This window comes from Arthrobacter sp. H-02-3 (assembly GCF_003097355.1).
Taxonomy (GTDB): domain Bacteria; phylum Actinomycetota; class Actinomycetes; order Actinomycetales; family Micrococcaceae; genus Arthrobacter; species Arthrobacter humicola.
The window spans coordinates 67,326-92,637 of sequence record NZ_PYUI01000013.1 but is presented as its reverse complement, the minus strand read 5'-3'; the positions used below and the strand labels follow the sequence as shown (position 1 = coordinate 92,637).

The 25,312-nt window shown below is 68.8% G+C and carries 22 protein-coding genes and 1 riboswitch; of the genes, 12 read left to right on the top strand and 10 right to left on the bottom strand.

Annotation, left to right across the window (positions count from 1 at the left end; genetic code table 11):
- Window positions 1-176 precede the first annotated feature (176 nt).
- Both hemG and hemE read right to left on the bottom strand, forming a co-directional pair.
- Window positions 177-1,718: a protoporphyrinogen oxidase gene (hemG, locus tag C9424_RS13665; protein WP_116767355.1), complete on the bottom strand. Its 1,542-nt coding sequence runs from the start codon at window positions 1,716-1,718 to the stop codon at window positions 177-179.
- Between the two features lie 4 nt (window positions 1,719-1,722).
- On the bottom strand, window positions 1,723-2,760 hold the full coding sequence (gene hemE / locus C9424_RS13660; RefSeq protein WP_237563456.1) for a uroporphyrinogen decarboxylase: 1,038 nt from the start codon (window positions 2,758-2,760) through the stop codon (window positions 1,723-1,725).
- 302 nt (window positions 2,761-3,062) lie between these two features.
- On the opposite strand from hemE, the gene C9424_RS13655 reads away from it, so the two are divergent.
- The gene (locus C9424_RS13655; protein ID WP_116767353.1) at window positions 3,063-4,436 is read left to right on the top strand and encodes a glutamyl-tRNA reductase; all 1,374 of its coding nucleotides are present in this window, start codon (window positions 3,063-3,065) and stop codon (window positions 4,434-4,436) included.
- 146 nt (window positions 4,437-4,582) lie between these two features.
- Here the strand turns inward: C9424_RS13655 and C9424_RS13650 are convergent, their stop codons facing one another.
- Both C9424_RS13650 and moeB read right to left on the bottom strand, forming a co-directional pair.
- Window positions 4,583-5,605, bottom strand: coding sequence for an SDR family NAD(P)-dependent oxidoreductase (locus C9424_RS13650; RefSeq protein WP_116767352.1), 1,023 nt, complete (start codon window positions 5,603-5,605; stop codon window positions 4,583-4,585).
- A 98-nt stretch (window positions 5,606-5,703) separates the two neighbouring features.
- Entirely contained in the window at window positions 5,704-6,927 is a 1,224-nt protein-coding gene (gene moeB, locus C9424_RS13645) for a molybdopterin-synthase adenylyltransferase MoeB (protein WP_116767351.1), read from the bottom strand.
- Between the two features lie 81 nt (window positions 6,928-7,008).
- Here moeB and C9424_RS13640 point away from each other — a divergent pair, with 81 nt between their 5' ends.
- The 4 genes from C9424_RS13640 to C9424_RS13625 all read left to right on the top strand — a co-directional run bounded on the left by C9424_RS13640 (window position 7,009) and on the right by C9424_RS13625 (window position 10,679).
- On the top strand, window positions 7,009-7,728 hold the full coding sequence (locus tag C9424_RS13640; protein ID WP_425547217.1) for a TetR/AcrR family transcriptional regulator: 720 nt from the start codon (window positions 7,009-7,011) through the stop codon (window positions 7,726-7,728).
- A 61-nt stretch (window positions 7,729-7,789) separates the two neighbouring features.
- On the top strand, window positions 7,790-8,014 hold the full coding sequence (locus C9424_RS13635) for a DUF3107 domain-containing protein (RefSeq protein WP_091249068.1): 225 nt from the start codon (window positions 7,790-7,792) through the stop codon (window positions 8,012-8,014).
- Window positions 8,015-8,072: 58 nt separating this feature from the next.
- Window positions 8,073-8,375 (top strand): hypothetical protein, encoded by a 303-nt coding sequence (locus C9424_RS13630; RefSeq protein WP_116767349.1) that lies wholly within the window; start codon window positions 8,073-8,075, stop codon window positions 8,373-8,375.
- A 321-nt stretch (window positions 8,376-8,696) separates the two neighbouring features.
- Complete coding sequence (locus tag C9424_RS13625) at window positions 8,697-10,679, top strand: HNH endonuclease signature motif containing protein (RefSeq protein ID WP_237563451.1); 1,983 nt, start codon at window positions 8,697-8,699, stop codon at window positions 10,677-10,679.
- Between the two features lie 288 nt (window positions 10,680-10,967).
- On the opposite strand, the gene C9424_RS13620 is transcribed toward C9424_RS13625, so the two are convergent.
- The 3 genes from C9424_RS13620 to thiO all read right to left on the bottom strand — a co-directional run bounded on the left by C9424_RS13620 (window position 10,968) and on the right by thiO (window position 13,392).
- The gene (locus C9424_RS13620; RefSeq protein ID WP_116767348.1) at window positions 10,968-11,792 is read right to left on the bottom strand and encodes a thiazole synthase; all 825 of its coding nucleotides are present in this window, start codon (window positions 11,790-11,792) and stop codon (window positions 10,968-10,970) included.
- Between the two features lie 5 nt (window positions 11,793-11,797).
- Window positions 11,798-12,034, bottom strand: coding sequence for a sulfur carrier protein ThiS (gene thiS, locus C9424_RS13615; RefSeq protein ID WP_116767347.1), 237 nt, complete (start codon window positions 12,032-12,034; stop codon window positions 11,798-11,800).
- Window positions 12,031-13,392 carry a glycine oxidase ThiO gene (gene thiO, locus C9424_RS13610; RefSeq protein WP_116767346.1) on the bottom strand — a complete coding sequence of 454 codons (1,362 nt, stop codon included), beginning with the start codon at window positions 13,390-13,392 and terminating at the stop codon, window positions 12,031-12,033. Before thiO ends, thiS begins: the two co-directional genes overlap by 4 nt.
- Window positions 13,386-13,506: riboswitch (TPP riboswitch) on the bottom strand. (Overlaps the previous gene by 7 nt.)
- A gap of 26 nt (window positions 13,507-13,532) precedes the next feature.
- Here thiO and thiE point away from each other — a divergent pair.
- Complete coding sequence (gene thiE / locus C9424_RS13605) at window positions 13,533-14,240, top strand: thiamine phosphate synthase (protein WP_116767345.1); 708 nt, start codon at window positions 13,533-13,535, stop codon at window positions 14,238-14,240.
- A 36-nt stretch (window positions 14,241-14,276) separates the two neighbouring features.
- Here the strand turns inward: thiE and C9424_RS13600 are convergent, their stop codons facing one another.
- The gene (locus C9424_RS13600; protein WP_116767344.1) at window positions 14,277-14,948 is read right to left on the bottom strand and encodes a ferritin-like fold-containing protein; all 672 of its coding nucleotides are present in this window, start codon (window positions 14,946-14,948) and stop codon (window positions 14,277-14,279) included.
- Between the two features lie 41 nt (window positions 14,949-14,989).
- Between C9424_RS13600 and C9424_RS13595 the strand changes: the two genes are divergently transcribed.
- The 3 genes from C9424_RS13595 to C9424_RS13585 all read left to right on the top strand — a co-directional run bounded on the left by C9424_RS13595 (window position 14,990) and on the right by C9424_RS13585 (window position 19,447).
- Window positions 14,990-16,486, top strand: coding sequence for an RNB domain-containing ribonuclease (locus tag C9424_RS13595; RefSeq protein WP_116767343.1), 1,497 nt, complete (start codon window positions 14,990-14,992; stop codon window positions 16,484-16,486).
- 304 nt (window positions 16,487-16,790) lie between these two features.
- Complete coding sequence (locus tag C9424_RS13590) at window positions 16,791-18,557, top strand: DEAD/DEAH box helicase (RefSeq protein WP_116767342.1); 1,767 nt, start codon at window positions 16,791-16,793, stop codon at window positions 18,555-18,557.
- A gap of 8 nt (window positions 18,558-18,565) precedes the next feature.
- The gene (locus tag C9424_RS13585; RefSeq protein WP_116767341.1) at window positions 18,566-19,447 is read left to right on the top strand and encodes a DNA-methyltransferase; all 882 of its coding nucleotides are present in this window, start codon (window positions 18,566-18,568) and stop codon (window positions 19,445-19,447) included.
- Window positions 19,448-19,551: 104 nt separating this feature from the next.
- Here C9424_RS13585 and C9424_RS13580 read toward each other — a convergent pair whose 3' ends face one another.
- Window positions 19,552-20,397, bottom strand: coding sequence for a PHP domain-containing protein (locus C9424_RS13580; protein WP_116767340.1), 846 nt, complete (start codon window positions 20,395-20,397; stop codon window positions 19,552-19,554).
- A gap of 135 nt (window positions 20,398-20,532) precedes the next feature.
- Between C9424_RS13580 and C9424_RS13575 the strand changes: the two genes are divergently transcribed.
- Window positions 20,533-22,116: an aminopeptidase P family protein gene (locus C9424_RS13575; RefSeq protein WP_116767339.1), complete on the top strand. Its 1,584-nt coding sequence runs from the start codon at window positions 20,533-20,535 to the stop codon at window positions 22,114-22,116.
- Between the two features lie 156 nt (window positions 22,117-22,272).
- Here C9424_RS13575 and C9424_RS13570 read toward each other — a convergent pair whose 3' ends face one another.
- On the bottom strand, window positions 22,273-23,145 hold the full coding sequence (locus tag C9424_RS13570; protein WP_116767338.1) for a general stress protein: 873 nt from the start codon (window positions 23,143-23,145) through the stop codon (window positions 22,273-22,275).
- 77 nt (window positions 23,146-23,222) lie between these two features.
- Here C9424_RS13570 and C9424_RS13565 point away from each other — a divergent pair, with 77 nt between their 5' ends.
- Both C9424_RS13565 and C9424_RS13560 read left to right on the top strand, forming a co-directional pair.
- Window positions 23,223-24,506 carry a magnesium transporter MgtE N-terminal domain-containing protein gene (locus tag C9424_RS13565; RefSeq protein WP_091249035.1) on the top strand — a complete coding sequence of 428 codons (1,284 nt, stop codon included), beginning with the start codon at window positions 23,223-23,225 and terminating at the stop codon, window positions 24,504-24,506.
- Window positions 24,487-25,305 carry a DUF1003 domain-containing protein gene (locus tag C9424_RS13560; RefSeq protein WP_442862039.1) on the top strand — a complete coding sequence of 273 codons (819 nt, stop codon included), beginning with the start codon at window positions 24,487-24,489 and terminating at the stop codon, window positions 25,303-25,305. The genes C9424_RS13565 and C9424_RS13560 overlap by 20 nt, the downstream gene beginning before the upstream one ends.
- Window positions 25,306-25,312: the final 7 nt, after the last annotated feature.

Below are 25,312 nucleotides of genomic sequence, written 5' to 3'. Positions count from 1 at the left end.
GCAGTAATCCAGGGGGCTAGAGGGGTTCAGGGTGCATTTGGGGCCGCTGTGACTTCTGCGGCTGAGGGGGCGTCAGGGACTTCGGAATGGGTCCCCGAAGTGGCTGCAGGCGACGGGCCGACGGCGGCGTTTGGGGCATCCGCGTGTGTGGAAACAGCGGTCGGGGCGGCACCCCTTTAGGTCAGGAGGGTGCGAACCTGCTGAGGGGTGTCGGCCACGATCGCCGCCAGCCCGTTGCCGGACAGCCATCCGCCCACGACGGCGAGGGTGCCGTCCGCGGCGCAGACGCTCCGGACGGCGGCGACACGCTGTTTGTGGCCGAGGGACGCAAACGGCAACGCACCGGCCCAGCGGACCACGTCCCAGCCCACCACGTCCCCGGCGGTGACCGGGACCGACAGCAGGGCCGAGGCGTCGGCCAGGGCTGCGCGGAACAGTTCCTCGTCTGAGCGCGGCGGTTCCGAGCGCGGCACAGCCGCTCCCGGGCTGCCGTATTCCGTGGTCCCGACGGGCGCAACTCCCCGCCCGTAGGAAAGCCGGAGCACGTGCCTGCCCGGCCCGGTCCGGTCCGCCAGCCAAGCCCATTTGGCGGTGCCGTGCGTCAACGCTTTGGCCTGTATCCCGGGGCTCTGCGGGGCCACGAGCACGCCCGTACCGCGTGGCGCCGCGTCGAGCGCCGGGAGATCCACCACGAGGGTGACCAGGCTGACATCGGGTCCGGTTTCGGGGCGGAGGCCCGCAAGCTCCGGCAGGGATTCTTCAAGCAGCCCGGCGGCGGCGGGGCCTTCGACCGCAACCACGAGCAACCCGGCGTCGTACGTGTCCTGATCCGTGGTGACCCGCCAGCCGCCCGCTGTGCGCCGAACGGACCGGGCCGGGGTGGCGCTGAGCAGGGTGACGCCGCGCCGGCGCAGGTCGGCCAGAAGGGCAGTCACCAGGGTGTGCATCCCGCCTCGCAGGCCGGCGACGGCGGCGCCGGCTTTCTGGAGCCCGGCGGAACTGCCCGTCCCCGGTGCGGCTGCGCCGGCGCTCGAGTTGGCTCCTCCCCTGCGTTGGGCCGCGACGGCGGCGGCGAGGGAACCGTGCCGGCGGATACCGGCCCGCAGCCCGGGGGCCACCATGTCGACGTCGAGCACGGCGGGATCGGCCGAGTGGACGCCGCCGACCACGGGCGCAACGAGTCTGTCCAGCACGCGCCTGCCCATTCGCGCGCGGACCAGGGCTGACACACTGGTGGCCTCGTCGGCGGTGCCAAGCGAGGCAGGCAGCACGGCGTCCATGGAGGCGCGGAGGGAGCCCAGCAGTCCCAAGGACCGGCGGACTTCCGGGTCCCATGGGCTGGCCGGGATGCCCAACACCCCGGTCTTGGGCAGTTCCCGCGGGCCGTCGGGCAGTTGCACCCAGGCACCGCCGGGGTTCGGTGCGACGATGTCGCCGGCAATCCCAAGCTCGGCGGCGAGATCGGCCACCGCGGCCGTGCGGGTAGCGAAGGACTCCGCCCCGCTGTCCAGGGTCAGCCCCGCCACAGCATGGCTGCCGACGCAGCCACCCCAAGCGTCGCTGGCTTCCAGGACTGTGGTGCGGAGGCCCGCCCGGGCGAACTCCCTGGCCGCAAGCAAGCCGGAGATCCCTCCCCCGACCACGACGGCGGTCCCGTGACGGGAGGTGCCCTCTGCAGCGGTACCCGCCGCGGACGTTACGGCGGCGCCTGCGTCCATGTTCCTACTCCGGTGAAATGGAGTGGATGAGTTCGACGACGCGCGTCAGCACCTCGGGATCCGTCTCCGGGGGCACGCCGTGGCCAAGGTTCACCACGTGGCCGGGCGCTGCGGAGCCGGCTGCGATCACGTCGCGGACGTGCGCTTCCAGGATCTCCCAGGGCGCGGAGAGGAGTGCGGGATCGATGTTGCCCTGCAGCGGAACGGTCCCGCCGAGGCGGCGGTTGGCCTCGTCCAGCGGCAACCGGTAGTCGACCCCCACGACGTCGACACCGACGTCGCGCATGGCGACGAGCAGTTCCGAGGTGCCGGTGCCGAAGTGGATGAGCGGTGCGCCGAGGTCCCGGACGTGGTCCAGGGCCCGGGACGACGCCGGGGCAACGTAGCGCTGGTAGTCGGCCAACCCCAGCGAACCGGCCCAGGAGTCGAAGAGCTGCGCGGCGGAGGCTCCGGCTTCCAACTGCGCACGAAGGAACATGCCGGAGGCGTCGGCGGCCCAGTTGGCCAATGCCGTCCAGGTTTCCGGGTCGGCGTGCATCATGGTGCGCGGGCCGAGGTGGTCGCGGGAAGGCTTGCCTTCCACCATGTACGCGGCGAGCGTGAAGGGTGCGCCGGCGAAGCCGATCAGCGGGGTGTTGCCGAGCTCGGCCACGGTCAGCCGGACGGCTTCACGAATGGGTTCCAGGGCCTCCCACGTCAGCTGCGGCAGGGCGGCGACGTCCGCCGCCGTGCGCACCGGCACGTCCAGGACAGGACCGACGCCGGGCACGATGTCCACGCCGACGCCGGCCAGCTTGAGCGGAATGACGATGTCGGAGAAGAAGATGGCGGCATCGACGTCGTGACGGCGGACCGGCTGCAGGGTGATCTCAGAAGCCAGTTCCGGGCGCAGGCACGAGTCCAGCATGGCGACGCCCTCGCGGACCTTGAGGTACTCGGGCAGCGAGCGGCCCGCCTGACGCATGAACCAGACGGGACGGCGGGAGGGCTTGCCGCCGCGGTAGGCGGTGATTAGCGGTGAGTCCGCCGTGCGGCCGTCCATCAGCGGGTGTCCGGCGTCTAGGCCGCCGGCGCCGGCCACTGCGCCGTCTACTGCGGCGGCGTCATCGGCTGCGCCATGATCGGACGTACTGAATTTTGTCGTGCCGGCATGTGCCGCAGCGCTTGGAGTCATGACTTCGATTGTGCCCAAATTTGCGCCCAAAAGATAACGACAGCCTGTCACGCGGGCTGTCACACTGGCCACGAGGGCCGCGGCGTGGCGGGGATCACAGCCTTGGGTGCCGGACCCCACGCCAGGATAGTTGTTCTACACAGGCGCGAAAAAGCTATGATGGTCGTGCTGTGGTTCTTTTCTCATTGGTGGCTACACACGCCGACATCGACCTCGAAACCGTTGCTCAGTTGAGCACCGGCGCTTCCGGGCTTGCCACATCCGCCCTCGCCGGATCGCCGGCCGTGGCGGGTGCCGTTGTCCTTGCCACCTGCAACCGCTTCGAAATCTACGGGGAAGCCCCGCATCCGGACGCCGTCGACGCAGCCCGGGCTGCCCTCATCTCCCAGATCAGCGGAGCCAGCGGACTCAACGATCAGCTGGTCTCCCGCGCCTTCAGCACCCGCACGGGTGCCGAGGTCAGCCAGCATCTCTTCGCGGTGAGCTCCGGACTGGACTCCGCCGTGGTGGGCGAACGCGAAATCGCCGGCCAGGTCCGCCGCGCCTTGATCACGGCCCAGCATGAAGGCACGGCCAGCTCCGGACTGGTGCGGCTGTTCCAGGCGGCGTCCAAGACCGCCAAGGACGTCGGCGCCCAGACGGCGCTTGGTTCCCGCGGCCTCTCCATCGTCTCCGTAGCACTGGATCTTGCCACCGACCTGTCGGAAAACCCGGACTGGTCCGCCAAGAAGGCCGTCGTCTTCGGGACCGGCGCCTACGCCGGGGCCACCATGTCACTGTTGCGCGAACGCGGCTGCACCGATGTCTCGGTCTACTCCTCCTCCGGCCGTGCGCCCGGTTTCGTCGCCACCCGGGGCGGCGCCGCCCTGGATGAGGACACCCTTCCGGCTGCCGTCGCCGCTGCCGACGTCATGATCGGCTGCAGCGGCTCGGACAGCCGGGTCGAAGCGGACGACCTCGCCCGGATCCGGTCGGGCTCGGCCCAGCCGCTCATCGCGATCGACCTCGCCCTGACGCACGACTTCGACCCCGCGGTCGGCGAGCTCGACGGCGTCGAACTCCTCACGCTGGAATCCGTCCGGCTCGCGGCGCCCCAGGAACAGGCCGAGTCGCTCGCGCAGGCCAGCAGCATTGTGTCCGGTGCGGCCAGCGCCTTCGAGCAGGAGCGCGAAGCACGCTCCGTGGACTCGGCGATCGTTGCGTTGCGGCGCCACACGATGAACGTCCTGGATGCGGAAATGGAAAAGGTCCGCGCCCGGCACGGCTGCACCGCCGCGGCCGAGGAAGTCGAATTCGCCCTGCGCCGCATGGTGAAGCAATTGCTGCATGTCCCCACCGTCCGGGCCCGCGAACTCGCCGCCAACGGACAGCAGGACGCCTACGTTGCCGGTCTTGAGGCACTGTACGGGATTACGGTGGAGCCCTCCCCCGCGACGACCGCTGCGACGGTCCCGGGTTCTGCAGCCTCCGAGGCCGACTGCCCTGTGGAGCACAGCCACGCGGAGCACGGCCCCGCCGCCGGCGACATCCGCGAAACCGCGTAACTGCCCGCGGCCCTCATTCCTGCCCCTCGGTTATTGCCCCGCGGCGCTGGCTCGTGATGGCGACGCTCGTTGTTGCCCGTTGGCTAGTTGCCAGTAGGGCTAGTTGCTTCCGACGGCGCCACCACGGCTCACATCCCTTAGGCGGCTTACCCGGCGAACGCGTTAATTCCGGTCATGTCGGCCGACACTTGCCACAGCTGTGCGGCAGCCTCCCGGTCCACGGCATGGGCATCCACGCCCCTGATCCTCGCCTCCGGCGGTCCCGGCACGGTGGGTTCGGCAATGTCGCAGTCCTCGCAGTAGACGCCGCCCATGCCCTCAAGGGCCGGTGACGTTGCGGCCCAGACCGAGGTGGCCGCGCCTTGCGCGGGGGTCTTGAACCGGGCGTCGACGTTGCCGTTCTCATCCATCCAGCCCGCGGCGATCATTTCCTCGCGCGGCAGGTGCCGCTGCAGCTCCGTCATGATGCCGCCGGGATGCACGGCGAAGGCCCGCACGCCAAAGTCCCGGCCCAGGGCGTCGAGCTGGACGGCGAAGAGCGCGTTGGCCGTCTTGGCCTGGCCGTACGCCCGCCATTTGTCGTAGCCGGCATCGAAGTTGATGTCATCAAAACGGATCCCCGAAAGCTTGTGCCCGGTGGAGGACAGCGAGACCACGCGGGCACCCTCCGCCGCGGTGAGCGCGGGCCACAGCAGGTTGGTGAGGGCATAGTGACCCAAGTGGTTTGTGGCGAACTGGGACTCCCAGCCGGGCCCCACCCGGTGCTCCGGACTTGCCATGATGGCCGCGTTGTTGATGAGGATGTCCAGGCTGCGCCGGGTTCCGGGTTCCGCGTCGGCCAGGAAGCCGGCGGCGAACTCCTTCACGCTGGCCTGGTCGGCAAGGTCCAGTTCGGCCACGCTGACATCGCCTCCGCGGGTTCCCGGCGTCAGCCCGGCCGCGGCGAGGACGTCGCGGGCGTGCTCCGGCCGTCGGGCCGGCACCACAACGGTGGCGCCGGCTGACGCCAGGGCCCGCACGGTCTCCAGGCCGAGCCCGGAGTAGCCGCCCGTGACCATCGCGGTCTTCCCGGTCAGGTCGATGCCGGCAACGACCTCGGCCGCCGTCGAATCCCGGCCGAAGCCGGAGCCGATCTTCTGCTGGGGTGTCAGGGTGTTTTCCTCGCTCATGACCAAGCCTTTCGCTGGAGGTGCCGTTCGACGGACGGTGCTTGTCAGGTGCCGTGGATGGATGGCCCGAAGGCCGCGGCACCTGAGGGCCGGAAGCCTCAGTACACCGGTTTCCCGGGTTCCACGTCCCGCACCCAGGCGAGGATGCCGCCCTCGAGGTGGCTGACGCGTTCGTACCCGGCCGCGCGGGCCGCGGCCAGGACGGCCGCGGAACGTGTTCCGGCCTTGCAGTGGAAGACGATTTCCGCCTCCTGGGGCAGGTCCTGCCACGCTTCGCCGGCCAGGATGCGGCCCTGCGGGATCAGCACCGAGCCGTCGATGCGGACGATCTCGTACTCCCCGCTCTCCCGCACGTCCACTAGGTGGAAGTCCTTGAGGCCGGCTTTGCGCGAGGCCAGCATCGTGGCGAGCTGGGTCGCCGTCACGGTGTGTTCGGTGCCCGCATCCGCCGTGGGGGTGATCCCGCAGAACGCCTCGTAATCGGTGAGTTCCGTGATGCGCTCGGCTTCGGGGTCCCGGGCCACCTTGATCTCGCGCCAGGTGCCGCCCAGCGCGTCATAGAGCGCCAGCCGGCCCAGCAGGGACCGCCCGACGCCGGTGATCAGCTTGACGGCCTCGGTCACCATAAGCGCTCCGACGGCGGCGCACAGCATGCCGAACACTCCGCCTTCCCCACAGGACGGCACGGAGCCGGCCGGCGGCGCCTCCGGGTAGAGGTCCCGGTAGGTGGGCCCGTACTGTTCCCAGAAGACGCTGACCTGGCCGTCGAAGCGGAAGATCGACCCCCAGACGTAGGGCTTGCCGAGGATGGCGGCGGCATCGTTGACGAGGTAGCGGGTGGCGAAGTTGTCAGCGCCGTCGAGGATGAGGTCGTAGCCGGCGAAGAGCTCCAGGGCGTTGGATGCGTCAAGGCGGACGTTGTGGAGCCGGACGTCCACGAGCGGGTTCAGGGCCGCGATGGCGTCACGGGCGGACTCGATCTTGGGCCGGCCCACGTCCGCGACGCCGTGGATGATCTGCCGCTGGAGGTTGCTGAGGTCGACGTCGTCGTCATCGACGATGCCGAGGGTGCCGACCCCGGCGGCGGCGAGGTAGAGGAGGGCCGGAGAACCGAGGCCGCCGGCTCCAATCACCAGGACTTTCGCGTTCTTGAGCCGGCGCTGCCCGATTGCGCCGATTTCCGGAATGATCAGGTGCCGCGAGTAGCGTTCCACCTCGTCCGGGCTGAGATCGATTGCCGGGTCAACCAGCGGTCCAGGCTGCGTATCCAGCTGCGTCTGGAGGGTTGCGGGGGCGCCGGTGGCGGTGAACTTGGAAGCCATACTTCAATCTATGCCCGAAGATACCACCAGGTCATATTACCCACGCGTAAAGTGTAGTTCAGTGCAATGTAGTTCAGTGCAATGCAGCTGAGTGTACTTGCGCGTTATTGGGTGAAGAGGGAAAGAAGGCCGACAGTGGTTCATCAGGCACCGGTGGAGCGGGACGAGACCGGCAAGCCGCCGGCCGGGCAGACGCGGAGCGGACAGCGCTCGGCACGTCTCCCCCGTGACGAACGCCGGGCGCAGTTGCTGGCGGCGGCGCAGGAAGTCTTCGTGGCGAACGGCTACCACGGTGCCGCCATGGATGAGATCGCCGAGACCGCCCACGTCAGCAAGCCTGTCCTGTACCAGCACTTCCCGTCCAAGCGGGACCTCTACCTGGCCCTGCTGGACAGCCATCTCAGCAAGCTGATCGATCTCCTGCTGGGCGCCCTGAATTCCACCAGCGACAACGACGAGCGCGTCCAGGCGGTCATGCGCGCCTACTTCCGATTCATCGCCAACGACGACCAGGCACACCGGCTCGTCTTCGAATCGGACCTGATCAACGATCCCGACGTCAGCGCACGTTTGGAAACGTTCAACAAGACTTTTGCCGACGCCGTCGCCCGCGTGATCGCGGAGGACACCAAGCTGCCGGAGCTCGAGGCCCAGCTCCTGGGTCGCGGACTCGCCGGAATGGCCCATGTGAGTGCCCGGTACTGGCTGGAAACCGACGGAAACCTGGACCTCGATGTGGCCAGCGACCTCATCTACCGTTTAGCTTGGCGCGGAATCTCCCGCTTCCCCAAAGAGACCTAGACTACAACTAGAGATTGACCTTAGACATTTATTCGACTTTGACTGGCTGGGAGGCCCCGCTGTGGAAGTAAAGATTGGTATTCAGAACATTGGCCGCGAAATTGTGCTCGAATCGGCTCAGGACGCCGACGCCGTCGCCAAGGTGGTGGGCGACGCGATCGCCAAGGGCAGCGAGCTGCGGCTGACGGACGACAAGGGCCGCCTCGTCATCGTCCCCGCCAATGTGCTGGGTTACGTGGAAATCGGCGCAGAAGAGGCCCGCCGCGTTGGTTTCGGCGCCCTCTAGCGCCCGTTTTTCACTGCGGTTTTCTTCACTGTCGTTTTCTTAGCCCGAGGGGTCCTGAATGCTTTCCCTGATTGTGGTCGCCATGATCACCGTTGCTGTGGGCTTTGTGGTGTGGGCCAACGACAAGCGGCACACGAAGTACGGCATCAGTGTGCCGGCCGGAGTGGCCGCCTTCGTCGGCATGCTGAGCTGGATCATCTTCATGGCGGCCGGGTTCGGCTACCAGCCGGGCCTGACCTGGATTCCGTGGATCCTGCCGCTGATCCTCGGTGCCGCAGCCTCCATCGCGGCCGTGGTGTACCTCGGCAGGACCCGGGCCCGGCACGACACCGAGCGTCTCACCGCCATCCTGAAGCTTTAGCGGGTCCTGGCCGGCAGCCAGCAGGACGGGGCCCATTTTCTCGTCAGGGCGGACCCTCGTCCGCCCTCGTTGGGCAGGCTCAGCCGGTTTACCTGCACATCCGTGACCACGCGCCCAGCAGGGTGCGTGGTCACGTTTCGTTGAGCACCGGCGGCTCCGGCAGGCCGCCCGCCTTGATGAAGTCGACTCTTGTCGTACGCGGAGTTACGTTGCCCGGCATCGTACCGCCGTTGCCTGCCGGGGCGGCAGCCGGATGCGGCGTCGCGTCGCGGCCGCACCGGTTCGGTCTTTTTTGTCGGACCCCTCTGGGATCGTTGAGACATGAAAGCCGTTGGAGCGTTCATCCCGGAGCTGGCCCCGTGGGCCGGCCCGGTCACGTCCACGCGGCTTCCCCGCCCGGCCGCCGCGGCCGGGGAGTCTGAAGCATCACACGTCGGTGGCGCAGACCATGCCGGGAACGGTACTTTGGGCCGCGCCGCGACTGCTGCCGCCAACGGCGCTGCGGGCCATGGTGCCGGCGGCGCGGTGGAATCGGCGCTGGCGTTGCTGCGATCCTTGGGCCCGGCGGCGGCCGAGGCGGCCCGGTTCTCCCTGGTCGAAGCCGCGGACTTCGCCGGCCGCGTGGAGGAACTCTCCCGGACGGTCGAATACTTCCAACTCATCGCCGCCGCCGCGGTGGACCGGACCCGCAAACAAACAACCTGGACCCGGCCGGCGCCGGCGGGCTGGGCCGCCGAAACGGCGGCGCCGGCGGGCTGGCTCACCGGCTGGACACAAAACACCCCCGCCGGAACCGATGGCGGGACCGACATAGGATTCGACGGCGAATCCGGGGTTGGGAGAGACGACGGTGCCGGGGCCGGATCTGAGGTGGGGACGCACGGCTGGACGGCATTTGACAGTAGCGGCGGGCCGGCCGGCGTGTGCGCCGCGGCCGACGACGGCTACAAGAGCACCACCGAGTTCCTGCGGGCACGGTTGCGGATCAGCGCCCCCGAAGCCCGGCGCCGGCTGACCCAGGCCGCGGACCTGCTGCCCCGCCAGGGACTCACCGGAGCACCGGTCCCGGCCGTGCACGAGGAACTCGGCGCCGCCGTCGCGGCCGGGCAGATCGCGTCCCGGACCGCGACCATCATCACCACCGCCCTGGACCGGGTCCGGCACCTGTGCCCGCCCGGGACCGCCGCCGCGATGGAACACGCCCTGACCCTGACCGCGATCGAGAACGACCCCGATTTCCTGACCCGGATCGCCCGGCGCTGGACCGACGCCCTGGACCAGGACGGCGCCGAACCTACCGAGGAAGCCCTCCGCCGGCTCCAGGGCGCCTTCATCCGCAAACCCCGGCACGGCCTGCACCACCTGGAAATCTTCGCCACCACCGACCAGTTCGAACACCTCATCACCGCCATGAACACCGCCACCAACCCCCGCACCAGCGCAGGAACCGATCCCGGCCCGGACGCAACAGCCGACCCCGGCACCGGCGACGGCGCGGCCACCGGCGCGGCGGCGGACGTCTCCTCTGCCGGACGAGACGGCGGGGTTTGCGTGGAAACGGACGGCGCGGTCACTGACGTGGCCGCGGCCGGCGGGATCCGTGACGGTAGCGGACACGCCGTCGGAGCGGCCGCCCGGTCTGACGCGGCCGTAAGCACCACGGCCGGTGCGGCCGACGTCCTGGACCGCCGCTCGCGGCCGCAACGACTGCTCGACGGCCTGGTCGGCGCCTGCGACACCGCCCTCGCCGCCGGGGCCCTGCCCGCCGCCGGCGGACTCCGGCCACAGGTCATGGCCACCATCGACTACCGGGACCTCCTCGGCCGCCTCGACCGCACCGGCACCCCCAACGACCCCGCTGCCACGCCCGGCCCGGGCACGGGAACGGGAACGCTGATGTTCACCGGACCCGTCACCGCCTCCACCATCCGCAAGATCGCCTGCGACGCCGACATCATCCCCGTCCTGCTCGGCGGAGAAGGCCGGATCCTGGACATCGGACGCACCGCACGGATCTTCCCGCCCCACATCCGCAAAGCCCTCACCGCCCGGGACCAGGGCTGCGCCTTCCCGCAATGCACCATCCCCGCACCCTGGTGCGAAGCCCACCACATCACCTACTGGTCCCGCGGCGGGTCCACAAGCACGGACAACGGCACCCTCCTGTGCTCCCACCACCACCATCTGATCCACAAGGAACAATGGACCATCCAGATGCGCAGCGGCATCCCCTGGTTCATCCCGCCACCCCACGTCGACCCCCGCCAAACACCCCGACGCAACAAATACTTCCGCCCGGACTAGTAGTCGTTCTCTGATAGGTCGGTGCTCGCTGTTTGTCCCTGTGCGTTCCTGGCAGCGGGGGCAGTATCCCGGCAGTTCAACGCGGACTCATCGGAGTTCCTCGCGGACGCCGTAGGGGCTATGGCTTCCCTCGCCCGCCACGGGCCTGCAAGGCGCTTATCGGCGATGACAGGCGCCGATGGGCGATGCAAGGCTCCGCCTGGTGATGAAGATCTGTGATGAAGCGGTCCTGCTGGCGGAACCAGGTCAGACCTGCCAGCCTCACCGGCCTTCAGAGGAACGCAGACGTTACAGGAACTCGGCCCGGCCTTCCATCGCCGAGGACGCCAGCGCGTGTTCGCGCCGCGGGATCCTGCCGGCCGCTTTCGCCAGCCTGCCGGCGATGACGGCGTGTTTGAAGGCCTCCCCCATGAGCGCGGGATTCTGGGCACGGGTCACGGCCGTGGCCAGCAGCACGGCGTCGCAGCCAAGTTCCATCGCCAGGGCCGCGTCCGAGGCCGTGCCGATTCCGGCATCGAGCACCACGGGCACGGACGCCCGCGAGACGATCAGCTCGATGTTGTGCGGGTTCAGGATGCCCAGGCCGGTGCCGATCGGGGCACCCAGCGGCATCACCGCCGTCGCCCCGAGGTTTTCGAGCCGCAGGGCCAGCACGGGGTCATCGTTGGTGTACGCGAAGACCTTGAAGCCGCGGGCCACCAGCTGCTCAGTTGCGTCCACGAGCTCGACCGCGTCCGGCAGCAGGGTGTGCTCGTCGGCAATGACTTCGAGCTTGACCCAGTCCGTCTCCAGGGCCTCGCGGGCCAGTTCGGCGGTGAGTACGGCGTCCTTGGCGGTGAAGCAACCGGCCGTGTTCGGCAGCACTCGGATGTTGTGGTCCACGAGCAGCTGGAACAGCGATCCCGTTTCCGCCGGTGAATAGCGGCGCATCGCCACGGTGGTCAGTTCCGTCCCGGAAGCCAAAAGCGCCGCGCCCAGCCCGTCCAGGCTCGGCGCACCGCCGGTGCCCATGATAAGCCGGGATCCGAGCGTCACGCCGTCCACCACGAACGGATCGGCGAGGGCCCCGGCAGCCGGCCGGGCCGGCGATCCTGCAAGAGTCGTTTCGTTCATGCTGGTCATCCTCCCTGGACTGCCGTAACAAGTTCGACGTCGTCGCCGTCGGCGAGCGCGGTGGCGTGCCACTGGCTGCGGGGCACCACTTCAGCGTTGCGGGCCACCGCGACACCGAGCTTCTGCCCGTCGGCGGCCCGGCCGTCGGGGCCGATGCTCCGGCCCGTGAGCTGGCTGACGAGTGTGCTGACGGAGGCGCCGTCGGCGACGCTCTGCTCCGTTCCGTTCAGTCTGATGTTCATGCTGCTTCCTTGTTGGGGCTGTCCCCGGACGCATCCGGGGTGCGGGAGAAACGGTCGGGGCGGAACCCGGCCCAGCGCGGGTCCGGCATACCGTCCATGAGTTGACGACAGACGACGGCGGCTGCCGGGGTCAGCAGGACGCCGTGCCGGAAGAATCCCGTGGCGATGATGAGGCCCGGGACGTCCCCGCCTTCCGGGCGCGAGACCCGCCCCAGCATCGGGGCGTTGTCCGGTGTGCCGGGGCGGGCGCGCGCCGTGGCTTCGAGTAGTTCCAGCTCGGCTACAGCGGGCACCAGCTGCTGAGCGTCTCGGAGCAGCCGGTACACGCCGCCGGCGGAAACAGCGTGCGGATCCGACGGGCCGTCTTCGCGCTGGGTGGCGCCGATCACCACAGTGCCGTCCTGCCGCGGGACGATATACACCGGCACCCCGCGCACCATGCCACGCACGGTGGCCGTGAGCAGTGGTTGCAGGTGCGCGGGCACGCGGAGCCGAAGGATGTCGCCGTAGACCGGCCGCAGCGGGAGTTTCAGTCCATCGGGCAGCCCGTCAAGGTCGGGGGCGCCGAGCCCGTTGGCGACCACGGTTTCCGCGGCCCGCACGGAACCGCCGCCCGCGAGCCGGACACCGGCGACGCGTCCGTCCTCCCACAGCAGCCCCGCCGCGCGCCGACGGACGAATCTGCAGCGGCCCTCCGCGTCGAGCAGCCTGGTGAGCCGGGCAATCAGCATGCGGGGGTCCACCTGGTGGTCGGCCGGGATATCGAATGCGCACGAGATACCGGGGCTGAGCAAAGGTTCCCGGCTGCGGGCCTCGCGCACGGTCAGGGGCTCCACGGTGAGGCCGGAGTCCTGCTGGACTTCCCTCAGGTCCGCGAGCGCGCGCCGGTCCGCCGCATCGGCACCGACGGCGAGGGTCGGCGTCGTCAGGTAGCCGGTACTGGACCCTGCCCGGGATCCCGGGCCGCTGGCGGCACTGGCATCGGCGTCGATCCCGGCACCGGCATCGATCCCGGCCACGAAGGCGGGCCACAGCCGGGAGGACTCGAGCATCAGTTCCAGGAGCTGTTCTTCCTGATAGTGCAGTTCGCTGACGGGGGCCAGCATTCCGGCGGCGGCCCAGCTGGCCCCGCTGCCGGGCGCGTCATCGATCAACACCACGGACCGGCCCGCACGGCTGGCCTCGAACGCGATGCCGTGGCCGATCACCCCGCCGCCGATCACCGCAACGTCAACAGCGACGTCCTGTGCGGATGCGTCCTGTGCGGTGAGGTCCTCTGCGGAACCGGGGCCCGTGTCACAAACCCGGTAGGCGGCGTCATCTGCGGCTTCGGCTTCACGGCTGGCTCTTGTGCCCATAAAAAATTCCTTCCCTACGCCGGTACTAGCCGGATCAGGTCAAGCGGTCGGCTCTGACGCCCTCTCAGCCGTGCAGCGATGACGTGGCCGCTGCGGGCTCCCGCGGTATGCGCCCAGTTTAGAGGAACTAGGCTGGTGTCATGAGCCAGGACTCCCTCCACACCACCGCCCGCCTCTACTTGTGCACCGACGCCCGGCAGGACCGCGGCGACTTCGAGGACTTTGTGGACGCCGCATTCGCCGGCGGGGTGGACATCATCCAGCTGCGCGACAAGTCGCTTGAGGCGGCCGAGGAACTGGAGCTCCTGGAGGTCCTGCACGCCGCAGCGCAGCGGCACGGACGGCTCTGGGCCGTCAATGACCGGGCGGACATCGCCTCTTTGTCCGGGGCTCCGGTGTTCCATATCGGGCAGAAGGATATTTCGCTCGACGCAGCCCGCGGCCTCCTCGGCAAGAAAACCGTGGTCGGATTGTCCACCCACAGCCCGGAGCAGGTGGACGCTGCCATTGCGTCCTCCCCCGGCCGCAAGGGACTCGACTACTTCTGTGTGGGACCCGTGTGGGCCACTCCCACCAAGCCTGGACGCGCCGCCGTCGGCCTCGACCTGGTGCGTTACGCCGCCGAGGCGACCGGCCGGGCGGATGGGGAGGGAACCGGCACGGTCGACGGCGGGGTCGAAAGCTTGTTGCCGTGGTTTGCGATCGGCGGCATCGACCTTGGCAATGTTGAGCAGGTAGTCGACGCCGGTGCCCGCCGGATCGTCGTGGTCCGGGCAATCACCGACGCCGATGATCCGGCCCACGCAGCCGGCGCACTGCTGGCGGCGCTGGATGCCGCCGATTCCTGAACAGGTTCCGTTCGGGTTTCCGCCCCGGCGGCGGAGCTACCCCGCGAGTCCCAGCGCGGCCATCCGGCGCGAGTGGTTTGTGGCGAGTTCGGCCGTCAGAGCCCTGACCAGTTCCCTGGCGCCGGCGTCGTCCAGGCCTGAGAGCCCGCCGAGGAAGGCGTGTTCGAGACTGACCCGCTGGGCCTGGGTCAGTGCCTCGCCCAGCAGGCGCCTGGCCCACAGCGCCAGGCGCGACGCCAGCCGGGGGTCATCGGCCAGGGCCGCCTTGAGCCGCTCCTGCAGCACGGCCGTGGCCTCCTCGGCGGACTGGATCTGCTCGATCAGTTCCCGGGTCGCGGCGTCGACGTGCCTGGCGACGGCACGGTAGAAGTCCGCGGAGACGGTGTCGATCACGTAGGCCTTCATGAGGGATTCGTACCAGTCCGCCGGGCGTGTGCGCTCATGGAAGTGGTCCACGGACGGCTGGAACGGCAGCATGGCGGCCTCCGTGTCCAGGCCCATGGCCTCGAGTCTGGCCCGGACGAGTTCGTAGTGCTGGAACTCGACCACCGCGATCCTGCCCAGCACCGCACGGTCATGCAGCGTGGGTGAATAGCGGGCGTCCGAGGACAGCCGTTCGAAGGCCGAAAGCTCCCCGTACGCCATCACTCCCAGCAGATCCGTGAGGAAGCTGTTGTAGCGGGCAGGATCGTCCGGGATTGGGCTCATAATCCAAGACTAATAGCGGAAATCGGGCTAACCTGATTTTCGTGTCCCATCATCGCCTGACCCCGAGTATCCACGAGCAGCAGAACCAGCTTGCCGGGGCTCTCAAGGCGTTGCGCACCACGCTGGAACTGCCCGGTCCGTTCCCCGAGGACGTGCTGCGCGACGCGCAGGCGGCGGTGGCCGAGCACAAGCTGCCGGACCTGGACTTCACCCATGTCGAGTTCGTGACGATCGATCCGGCGTCCTCCACCGACCTCGACCAGGCGCTGTTTATCGAGCGCAACGGCGAGGGCTACAACGTGCTTTACGCCATCGCCGATGTCCCGTCCTTCGTCGCGCCGGGCGGGGCGCTCGACGCCGAGACCCGCCGCCGCGGCCAGACCTTCTACACCCCGGACGGGCGGATCCCGCTGCATCCGGAGGTCATCAGCGAGGCCGCCGGTAGCCTGCTCGCCGGGCAGCTGTGCGCGGCATTCGTCTGGGAGTTCGAACTCGACGCCGCGGCGGAGGTGACCTCGGTGCTGGTGCGCCGGGCCCAGGTCCGCAGCCGCGCGAAGCTCAGCTACAAGGGTGTCCAGGCCGAGCTCGACGCCGGCACCGCAACGCCCCTGCTGCAGCTGCTGAAGGAGGTGGGCATCAAGCGCGTGGAGCTGGAACGCCTCCGTGGCGGCGCGAGCCTGAACATGCCGGAACAGGAGATCCAACAACTGCCCGACGGCGGCTACCGGATCGTGGCGGCCCCGCCGCTTCCGGTGGAGGACTGGAACGCCCAGATTTCCCTCATGACCGGGATGGCGGCGGCCGGGCTGATGCTCCAGGGCAAGGTCGGCATCCTGCGCACCATGCCAGCCCCGGACGAGGCGTCGCTGCGGCACTTCCACCGCCAGACGCACGCTCTCGGCAAGCCCTGGGACGGCGAAACGCCCTATGGCGAGTACCTGCGGACCCTCGACCCCACGGATCCCCGGCAGCTGGCCATCGTGCACTCGGCCGGCATGCTCTTCCGCGGGGCCGGCTACACGCCCTTCGACGGCACAGTGCCGCAGGCCGCCGTGCAGTCCGCCATCGGCGCGGCCTACGCCCACTCCACCGCGCCGCTGCGGCGGCTGATCGACCGCTTCGTGCTGGTGATCTGCGAGGCCTTGAGCAACGGCACCGAGGTTCCGTCCTGGGCCCGGGAAGCCCTGCCGTCCCTCCCGGCCATCATGGCCACCTCGGACCAGCTGGCCGCACGACTGGAGCGGCTCGCACTGGACACCGTGGAAGCAGCGCTGCTCGTCAACCACGTCGGCCAGGAGTTCGACGCCGTCGTGATCTCCGGCTCCAGACCGGCAAAGACCGCCAGCGGCAGCGGCACCAACGGGAACGGCGGCAAGTCCAACGGTAACGGGAACGGCCCGTCCGGAATCGTGCAGATCGCCGAGCCCGCCGTGACCGCAAGGTGCCCCGGCGAGCTCGAACCGGGCACCCAGGTCCGGGTCCGGGTGGTGTCCTCGGACATCGCCACACGCGAAATCCGGCTGGAGCTGGTCGGCTGACGGACCGCCGCCGGGGCCCCCTCTGCGGCGCGATCGCGCCTCCAGTCGAGGATCCGGGTCTCGTACAGCTAGACTGGAGAGGTAGATATGGATGCCCGGTCGTTGATTTCCATGATTTCCGAATTCAACAAGCCCGCCCCTACGCGATCTTGAGATACACCCGCTGGTCCCCAGTGCCAGCATTTAGATAGCCCGCGATCGGCTTCCACTGGAATTGCTTGCGCGCCTGAGCGTGCTCCGGAACGGCCACGGCCGGCCCCGTTGAGCAAGCAGCGCAGCCCAAAATGAATAAGGAAACTCACCTGTGAGTGAATTGCACACGCACCAGCTTCTGACCGATGAGTCGGGCACGGAGACCATCGAGCCCGAAGAAACCATCATTTCGGACGAAAAGCCGCACGAGATTGCCGAAAAGACGTTCGCCGATTACAACGTCCGCGCGGACATCGTGGAGTCCTTGGCCGACGCCGGCATCACCCACCCCTTCCCGATCCAGGCAATGACGCTGCCGGTCGCCCTGGCCGGACACGACATCATCGGCCAGGCCAAGACCGGCACGGGCAAGACCCTCGGCTTCGGCATCCCGGCGCTGCAGCGCGTCGTTGGCCGCGACGACGCCGGCTTCGACAAGCTGGCCGTGCCCGGCGCCCCGCAGGCCCTCGTGATCGTGCCCACCCGCGAACTCGCCGTCCAGGTAGCCAAGGACCTCGAGAACGCGGCCAAGAAGCGCAACGCCCGTATCGCCACCATTTACGGCGGCCGCGCCTACGAGCCGCAGGTCGATGCCCTGCAGGAGGGCGTCGAGATCGTCGTCGGCACCCCCGGCCGCCTGATCGACCTCTACAAGCAGAAGCACCTGAGCCTGAAGAACGTCAAGATCGTCATCCTCGACGAGGCCGACGAAATGCTGGACCTCGGGTTCTTGCCGGACGTCGAAACCCTGATCGCCGGTACCCCCGCGGTCCGCCAGACGCTCCTGTTCTCGGCCACGATGCCCGGCCCGGTCATCGCCATGGCCCGCCGCTACATGACCCAGCCGACCCACATCCGCGCCGCGGACCCGGACGACGAAGGCCTGACCAAGCGCGACATCCGCCAGCTGATCTACCGTGCCCACAGCATGGACAAGGTCGAAGTTGTTGCCCGGATCCTGCAGGCCCGCGGTCGCGGCCGCACCATCATCTTCACCAAGACCAAGCGCACCGCTGCCAAGGTGGCCGAGGAACTCGTGGACCGCGGTTTCGCGGCTGCCGCGATCCACGGCGACCTCGGCCAGGGCGCCCGCGAACAGGCGCTGCGCGCCTTCCGTAACAACAAGGTGGACGTCCTCGTGGCCACCGACGTCGCCGCCCGCGGCATCGACGTCGACGACGTCACGCACGTGATCAACTACCAGTGCGTCGAGGACGAGAAGATCTACCTGCACCGCGTCGGCCGCACCGGCCGCGCCGGCAACAAGGGCACCGCTGTGACCTTTGTCGACTGGGATGACATGCCGCGCTGGGGGCTCATCAACAAGGCCCTGGGCCTGAACTTCCCCGAGCCCGTGGAAACCTACTCCTCCTCGCCGCACCTGTTCGAGGAACTCGACATCCCCGAGGGCACCAAGGGCCGCCTGCCCCGCGACAAGCGCGTGCTGGCCGGCGTCGACGCGGAGGTTCTCGAGGACCTCGGCGAGACCGGCAAGAAGAACACCCGCAGCAGCGCAAAGGACAGCGGAAGGGACGGCGCCCGTGAGGGGAGCCGCACCGGCGCCCGCGAAGGTAACCGCACCGCCAGCCGTGACGGCGCCCGTGAAGGCAGCCGCACCGGCAGCCGGGACACCCGCCGCAGCGGCACCGAGGCAGGCGGACGCTCCGGCGACCGCCGTCGTCGTCCCGCCGACGCCGAAGCCGCTACCGTTTCCACTGCCGGCGGGCAGGGCCCCGAGGCTGCTGCCGGCGCCGCGCCGGCGAAGGCCCCGACCGAGGTGGACCGTGCAACCCGTGCGCGTCGCCGCACCCGTACGCGCCGCCGCAACGGTGAAGTCGTGGCCGGCGGCGACGCACAGCCGAGCGGCGCCGAGGCCTAATCCCCTCCATGACTGACACCGTCTGGGCGCCGGACGGCAGCAACCTGGTGGTTCACGCGGACAACGCGGAATACCTCCCCACGCTGCCGGACGGCGCCTTCACACTGATTTACGTGGACCCGCCCTTCAACACCGGCCGGGTGCAGCGGCGCCAGGAAACCCGGATGGTCCTCAACGCCGGCGGCGAGGGTGACCGCGTCGGGTTCAAGGGCCGGTCCTATGACACCATCAAGGGCGCGCTGCACAGCTACGACGACGCCTTCAGCGACTACTGGTCTTTCCTCGAGCCCCGGCTCGTGGAGGCCTGGCGGCTCCTGGCCGACGACGGCACCCTGTACCTGCACCTGGACTACCGCGAGGTGCACTACGCGAAGGTCATGCTGGACGCGATCTTTGGCCGCGAATGCTTCCTGAACGAGATCATCTGGGCGTACGACTACGGTGCACGGGCCAAATACCGCTGGCCCACCAAGCACGACAACATCCTTGTCTACGTCAAGAACCCGGCGAAGTACCACTTCGACAGCGCTGAGGTGGACCGTGAGCCCTACATGGCACCCGGGCTCGTCACCCCCGCCAAGCGCGAGCTCGGCAAGCTTCCCACCGACGTGTGGTGGCACACCATCGTCTCGCCCACCGGCAAGGAGAAGACCGGCTACCCGACGCAGAAGCCGGAGGGCCTCATCCGGCGCGTGGTCGCCGCCTCGAGCCGGCCGGGCGACTGGTGCCTGGACTTCTTCGCCGGTTCCGGCACGCTCGGCGCCGTGGCTGCGAAGCTGGACCGCAGGTTCGTGTGCGTGGACCAAAACCAGGCGGCCGTCGACGTCATGGCCAAACGACTGGCCGCGAAAGCGCAGTTCACCGCGTTCCCGCCGGACCCCGGGGCCTGACCCGCGGTCCCGCCCGCCTTTCGTCGCGATGCGCCATCACTTGTGGCGGCTAACCGGGCCTCTGACCGACCACAAGTGATAGCGCAATCAGGTTCGGGAAGGGCTCAGCGCACCACGGCGGAGCCGGTGCCCAGTTCCTCGATCCGGGCAAAGACTTCGGGCGAGGTCAGGTTTTCCCCCAGCAGGTTCGGCTTCCCGGCGCCGTGGTAGTCCGAGGACCCGGTGACCAGCAGGCCGTACCGTTTGGCGATGCGGCGCAGGAAGACCCTGCCCTCCTCGGGGTTGTCCCGGTGGTAGATTTCCAGGCCGGCCAGCCCGGCGTCGATCATTTCCCGGTACGTCCCCTCCCCCACGATCCGTCCGCGGGCAGACGCGACCGGGTGCGCAAAAACCGGCACGCCACCGGCTTCCCGGACCAGTTCGACGGCGAGCGCCGGATCCGGCGCGTAGTGCTGGACCCAATAGCGCGAGTGTGAGGTAAGGATGGAGCTGAAGGCCTCGGCCCGGTCCTCCACAACGCCTGCGGCCACGAGGGCGTCAGCGATGTGCGGGCGGCCGAGAGTGGCGCCCGGCGCGACGTGGTGGATCACGTCGTCCCATGTCAGCGGGTAGTCCTCGGCCAGCAGGGTGACCATCTTTTGGGCCCTCGTGTGCCGGGCGTCCTTGGCCTTGGTGATTTCCTCAAGGAGTCCGGGGTGGGCCGGGTCATGCAGGTAGCTCAACAGGTGGACGCTGATGCCTTCCCGGGTCCGGCAGGAGATCTCCATGCCCGGGACCAGGGCGACCCCCGTTTTCCGGGCCGCGACGGTGGCCTCCGCCCACCCGTCCGTGGAGTCGTGATCGGTCAGCGCGACGACGTCCAGCCCGGCGCCGGCAGCGGACTCAACGACGTCGGCCGGCGCCTGGGTGCCGTCGGAAACGTTCGAGTGCGCATGCAGGTCAATTCTCACCTCACCAGCCTAGTAGATGGCCCGGTCCAAAGCCCCGGCCCCGCGCGTCTATGCCCTGCGCCCGCGCGTTGCAGTTGCCGTGCAGCGGGAGCGCGCCGTTGGCCTAAGCCGCGGCGCTGGTGAGACTATTGGACGGTGAACGATGCAGATAACACCCAAGTCTCCGCTTCCCAGCCCCTCGAAGAGCGCGTCAACAACCGCTCGCAGCGGCCCAGTTCCGACGCTTTCAAGGCTTTTATGGCCAGCAACTGGGCGCCGGCCATGCAGCAGCTCCCCGAGCGGGACGCCGTCGCCGGCCACGCAGCAGCCCGGCGCCGCGCCATTTCAGGCCAGTTCAAAGGTGAACGCCTGGTCATCCCCGCCGGTCCGCTGAAGGTCCGCTCGAACGACTGCGACTACCGCTTCCGGCCGCACTCGGCCTTCGCGCACCTCACCGGCCTCGGCGTGGACCACGAGCCCGATGCGGTCCTGATCCTGGAGCCGGTGGCCGAGGGCACGGGCGACGACGGCGGCAACCACCACGCCACGCTGTACTTCCGCCCGCTGGCCGGCCGCGACACCGAGCAGTTCTACGCCGACTCCCGCTCCGGGGAGTTCTGGATCGGCGCACGCCCCACCCTGGCCGAGTTCAAGGCCCGGCTCGGGCTGGACACCGCGGACATCAGCGAACTCGAACTCGCCATCACCAAGAACGTCGGTGCGCCCGAGATCGGCGGCATCTCCATCCGGCTGGTCCGCAAGGTTGACGAGAACATCGACGCCCTCGTGGACACCGCCCGCTACAACACCGCCAAGGATCCTGACAACCTTGACCTGAGCGTCCTCGATGCCCTGGACGAGAAGCTCAGCGAGGCCCTCTCCGAGCTGCGCCTGCTGAAGGACGAGTGGGAAATCGAACAGATGAAGACCGCTGTGGCCGCCACCGTGGCAGGCTTCACGGAGGTCGTCAAGGCACTCCCGCGGGCGCTGACCCACCACCGCGGCGAGCGCGTCGTGGAAGGGGCGTTCTTCGCCCGGGCCCGCGAGGACGGCAACGAGCTCGGCTACGACACCATCGCCGCGTCCGGCAACAACGCCACCATCCTGCACTGGACCCGGAACACCGGAAAGATCGCTGCCGGTGAACTGCTGCTCCTGGACGCCGGCGTCGAGGCCGATTCCCTGTACACGGCCGACGTCACCCGCACCCTGCCGGCGAACGGCAAGTTCACCGAGATCCAGCGCAAGGTCTATGAGGCAGTGCTCGACGCCGCCGACGCCGGCTTCGCGGCCGCCCAGCCGGGCACCAAATTCCGGGACATCCACACCGCAGCCACCACCGTTCTCGCGGAGCGGCTCGCCGAATGGGGCCTCCTGCCCGTCTCCGTGGAGGAAGCCGTCAGCGCCGAAGGGCAGCAGCACCGCCGGTGGATGCCGCACGGCACCAGCCACCACCTCGGCCTCGACGTCCACGACTGCGCGCAGGCGAAGCGGGACCTGTACCTCGACGGCGTGCTCACACCCGGAATGGTGTTCACGATCGAACCCGGCCTGTACTTCAAGAACGAGGACATCGGCATCCCCGAGGAATACCGCGGCATCGGTGTCCGGATCGAGGACGACATCCTCATGACGGCCGACGGCCCGGTCAACCTCAGCGCTGCGTTGCCGCGCAAGGCGGACGACGTCGAGTCCTGGATGGCGGGCATCTACCTGGAATTCGACGGCCAGACGCCGTAGCGTCCGTCAGACGAGCCGAAGAAGCACAGAAAAGGGAGGGTCCCTGGGACCCTCCCTTTTCTGCGTCTGCAGCTTCTTGTGAGGCTAGCTTCTTGTGAGTCTTCCTTCGCCGATTGTCTCGTGCAGGCCTCTTCTGAAGCTTTCCTCTGCCGCGGGTTAGTGCTGCTGGCCGTCGTGGCCCGGCGCGGGTTTGTCGCTGTCCGTGACCCTGACCCCGTACTGCGGGCGGCCGTCCGGGAGGTCGGGGTAGGTCACGCCGGAGACCCGGCCTGCCGGGCGGGCCGGTTCTTCCTCCGTGCCCGGGGCCGCCGGGGCGTGGCCCGGGGTCCCGGCCTGCTGGGGCTGGCCGCCCTGGTACTGTCCGGCCGGCTCGCTGCCGGGCTCCGGCGTTCTCTGGCCGTAGGGATCGTTCCAGCCCGCCGGGCGCTGGGGTGCATGGCCCAGCTGGCCTGGCTGCTGCGGGCCCGGCTGCTGCGGGGTGTGCTGCTGGGGTTCCTGCTGCCGGTAGCCGGAGGCGTCATGAGGCGTCATGGGCAACTGGTGGAGCAGGCGCCGCGCTTCGCCGGCGGCCTCGAAGGAGACCACCACGTCATAGTTGGTCGCCACCACCTGGCTGGTTGAGGTGAAGTCGCGCTTGCCGCGCTGCATGGCGTAGGTGACGATGCCAAACAGCATGAAGAATGCGGCGCCCATCAGCACGGACGTCACAATCGAGAAATACCCGGGGGTCGTGGAGAAGAAGGAGAGCATGACGCCGACGAATAGGCCGAACCACATGCCGCTGAGGGCGCCGGACAAGGCGACCCGCGGGTAGGTCAGGCGGCCGGTCACCCGCTCGACCATCTTCAGATCGTTGCCCACGATCGACACCATCTGCACGGGGAACTGCTGGTCCGCCAGGTAGTCCACCGCCTTCTGGGCATCCAGGTAGGAGTTGTAGGAACCGACGACGTCGCCTCTCGGGACGGCGCGGGCCTCGTCCGAGCCGTTGGGGGCACCGGCCCTGGGAGCACCAAAAATGTTTGACATACGCCCATTCTCACCCATCCGGCTGGTATACGGCTGGAAATTCAGCTAAAAGAGAGCAGACTGGGTAGCCTGTATGAGTGAGCACGAATCTTACGCGGGTGTTTGTCGCGCGCCTCCTCGGACTGGACGTCTTTGACCCACTGGGCGACCGTCTGGGACGGCTGCGCGATGTCGTGGTGCTCTCCCGGGGAACCAGGGGCGCCCCGCACGTGGTGGGCATCGTCGTCGAAGTCCCCGGGAAGAAGCGCGTATTTGTGCCGATGACCCGGATTACGTCCATCGACCAGACCCAGATCATCTGCACCGGCCTGGTCAATCTGCGCCGCTTCGAACAGCGCGGTGCGGAAACCCTTGTGGTCGCTGAAATGTTCGACCGCCGGGTGACCCTCGCGGACGGCAGCGGAGACGCGACCATCGAGGACATCGCCATGGACAAGCACCGCTCGGGCGACTGGTTCGTGAGCAAGCTTTTCGTACGCCGCGGCCACTCCCTCTCACCGCTGAGCCGGCTGCGCCGCAACGAAACCATGATCATCGACTGGGCCGATGCCCAACAGGGCGCCAAGACCGAGCCCCAGGCCGCCACCCAGTTCGTGGCGACGCACGAGGACCTCAAGCCGGCCGACTTCGCCGAAGCACTCCAGGAAATGAGCGACAAGCGCCGCTTCGAGGTCGCCAGTGAACTCCAGGACGAACGGCTCGCCGACGTCCTGCAGGAGATGCCCGAAGGCGATCAGGTGGAGATCCTCTCCGCGCTGGACATCAACCGCGCCGCCGACGTCCTGGAGGAAATGGATCCCGACGACGCCGCGGACCTCCTCGCCGAACTTCCCAGCGCGCAGGCCGAGGAACTCCTGCAGCTGATGGAACCCGAAGGCGCCGAGGACGTCCGCCGCCTGCTCGAATACGACGAGGACACCGCCGGCGGCCTCATGACGCCGGTTCCGGTGATCCTTCCCCCGGAGGCAACCGTCGCCGAGGCACTCGCCCACGTCCGCCGGGAGGAACTCTCGCCCGCGCTGGCGTCCTCGATCTTTGTTGCCCGTCCACCGCTGGAAACTCCCACCGGGCGTTTCCTCGGCGTCGTGCATATCCAGCAGCTGCTGCGCTACCCGCCGCCCGAGCCGCTGGGCAACCTCGTGGACAAGAGCCTGGAACCGGTTTCCGACCAGGCCCATATCAGTGAGGTGGCCCGGGCCCTGGCCACCTACAACCTCAATTCGCTCCCCGTGGTCAACTCGGACGGACGGCTTGTGGGGGCGGTGACTGTTGACGACGTGCTTGATCACCTGTTGCCGGACGACTGGCGCGCCCACGAGGACGACGCCCCGATAAGGAAGCTTGGAGGCCGCATTGGCTGATCCCACCGCACCCCGGACCTCCAACGTCCGCCCCGGCAGCAGGACTTCCGGCGGCCTGGACACGCCTCTCAGCGGCCGGCAACGTATCCTGCCCAATTTCCGTCCCGACCCGGACGCCTTCGGCCATGCCACGGAAGGCTTCGCCCGTTTCATGGGCACCCCGCAGTTCCTGCTCTACATGACCGTGTTCTGTGTCTTCTGGCTGGGCTGGAACACGTGGGCCCCGGTTGAATGGCAGTTCGATTCACGGGCACTGGGCTTCACCCTGCTGACCCTCATGCTCTCCCTCCAGGCCTCCTACGCCGCTCCGCTGCTGCTGCTCGCGCAGAACCGCCAGGACGACCGGGACAAGGTCTCGCTCCAGCAGGACCGGCAGCGGGCTGAGCGCAATCTCTCCGACACCGAGTACCTGACCCGGGAACTTGCGTCCCTGCGCATCGCGCTGCGCGAGGTCGCCACCCGCGACTACGTCCGCGCCGAGCTGCGCAGCCTGCTGGAGGACATGCTGGAGGCGCAGGAAGAACTGCGCACGCATGATCCTTCTGCCGGCGCCCACGAGACCCCGCGGGACAAGGTCAAGGAGAAGCTGAAGGAGCGTCGCGACAAGCAGCGCGGGCCCAGGACCCAGCAGATTCCCCGCGTCAAGACCGGCGGCAAGCGGGACACCGCGCAGGAGGACCGGAAGGCGAACCCGCCGTTGAACCACTCCGCGAACCCGCCGTCGAGCCTCACGGCCGATGCTGCGGATGCTGCCGACCCCGCCCGCCTGCCTGCACACCGCACCTTCCCCGAAAGCTGAGCATCGC

What these genes read in the sequence shown, in the direction of transcription:
- C9424_RS13650 (WP_116767352.1), bottom strand. Translation starts at nt 5,605, where the DNA reads ATGAGCGAGGAAAACACCCTGACACCCCAGCAGAAGATCGGCTCCGGC.
- C9424_RS13585 (WP_116767341.1), top strand. Translation starts at nt 18,566, where the DNA reads ATGACTGACACCGTCTGGGCGCCGGACGGCAGCAACCTGGTGGTTCAC.
- thiS (WP_116767347.1), bottom strand. Translation starts at nt 12,034, where the DNA reads ATGAACATCAGACTGAACGGAACGGAGCAGAGCGTCGCCGACGGCGCC.
- C9424_RS13640 (WP_425547217.1), top strand. Translation starts at nt 7,009, where the DNA reads ATGCAGCTGAGTGTACTTGCGCGTTATTGGGTGAAGAGGGAAAGAAGG.
- C9424_RS13570 (WP_116767338.1), bottom strand. Translation starts at nt 23,145, where the DNA reads ATGTCAAACATTTTTGGTGCTCCCAGGGCCGGTGCCCCCAACGGCTCG.
- C9424_RS13620 (WP_116767348.1), bottom strand. Translation starts at nt 11,792, where the DNA reads ATGAACGAAACGACTCTTGCAGGATCGCCGGCCCGGCCGGCTGCCGGG.
- moeB (WP_116767351.1), bottom strand. Translation starts at nt 6,927, where the DNA reads ATGGCTTCCAAGTTCACCGCCACCGGCGCCCCCGCAACCCTCCAGACG.
- thiE (WP_116767345.1), top strand. Translation starts at nt 13,533, where the DNA reads ATGAGCCAGGACTCCCTCCACACCACCGCCCGCCTCTACTTGTGCACC.
- hemG (WP_116767355.1), bottom strand. Translation starts at nt 1,718, where the DNA reads ATGGACGCAGGCGCCGCCGTAACGTCCGCGGCGGGTACCGCTGCAGAG.
- C9424_RS13600 (WP_116767344.1), bottom strand. Translation starts at nt 14,948, where the DNA reads ATGAGCCCAATCCCGGACGATCCTGCCCGCTACAACAGCTTCCTCACG.
- hemE (WP_237563456.1), bottom strand. Translation starts at nt 2,760, where the DNA reads ATGGACGGCCGCACGGCGGACTCACCGCTAATCACCGCCTACCGCGGC.
- thiO (WP_116767346.1), bottom strand. Translation starts at nt 13,392, where the DNA reads ATGGGCACAAGAGCCAGCCGTGAAGCCGAAGCCGCAGATGACGCCGCC.
- C9424_RS13630 (WP_116767349.1), top strand. Translation starts at nt 8,073, where the DNA reads ATGCTTTCCCTGATTGTGGTCGCCATGATCACCGTTGCTGTGGGCTTT.
- C9424_RS13625 (WP_237563451.1), top strand. Translation starts at nt 8,697, where the DNA reads ATGAAAGCCGTTGGAGCGTTCATCCCGGAGCTGGCCCCGTGGGCCGGC.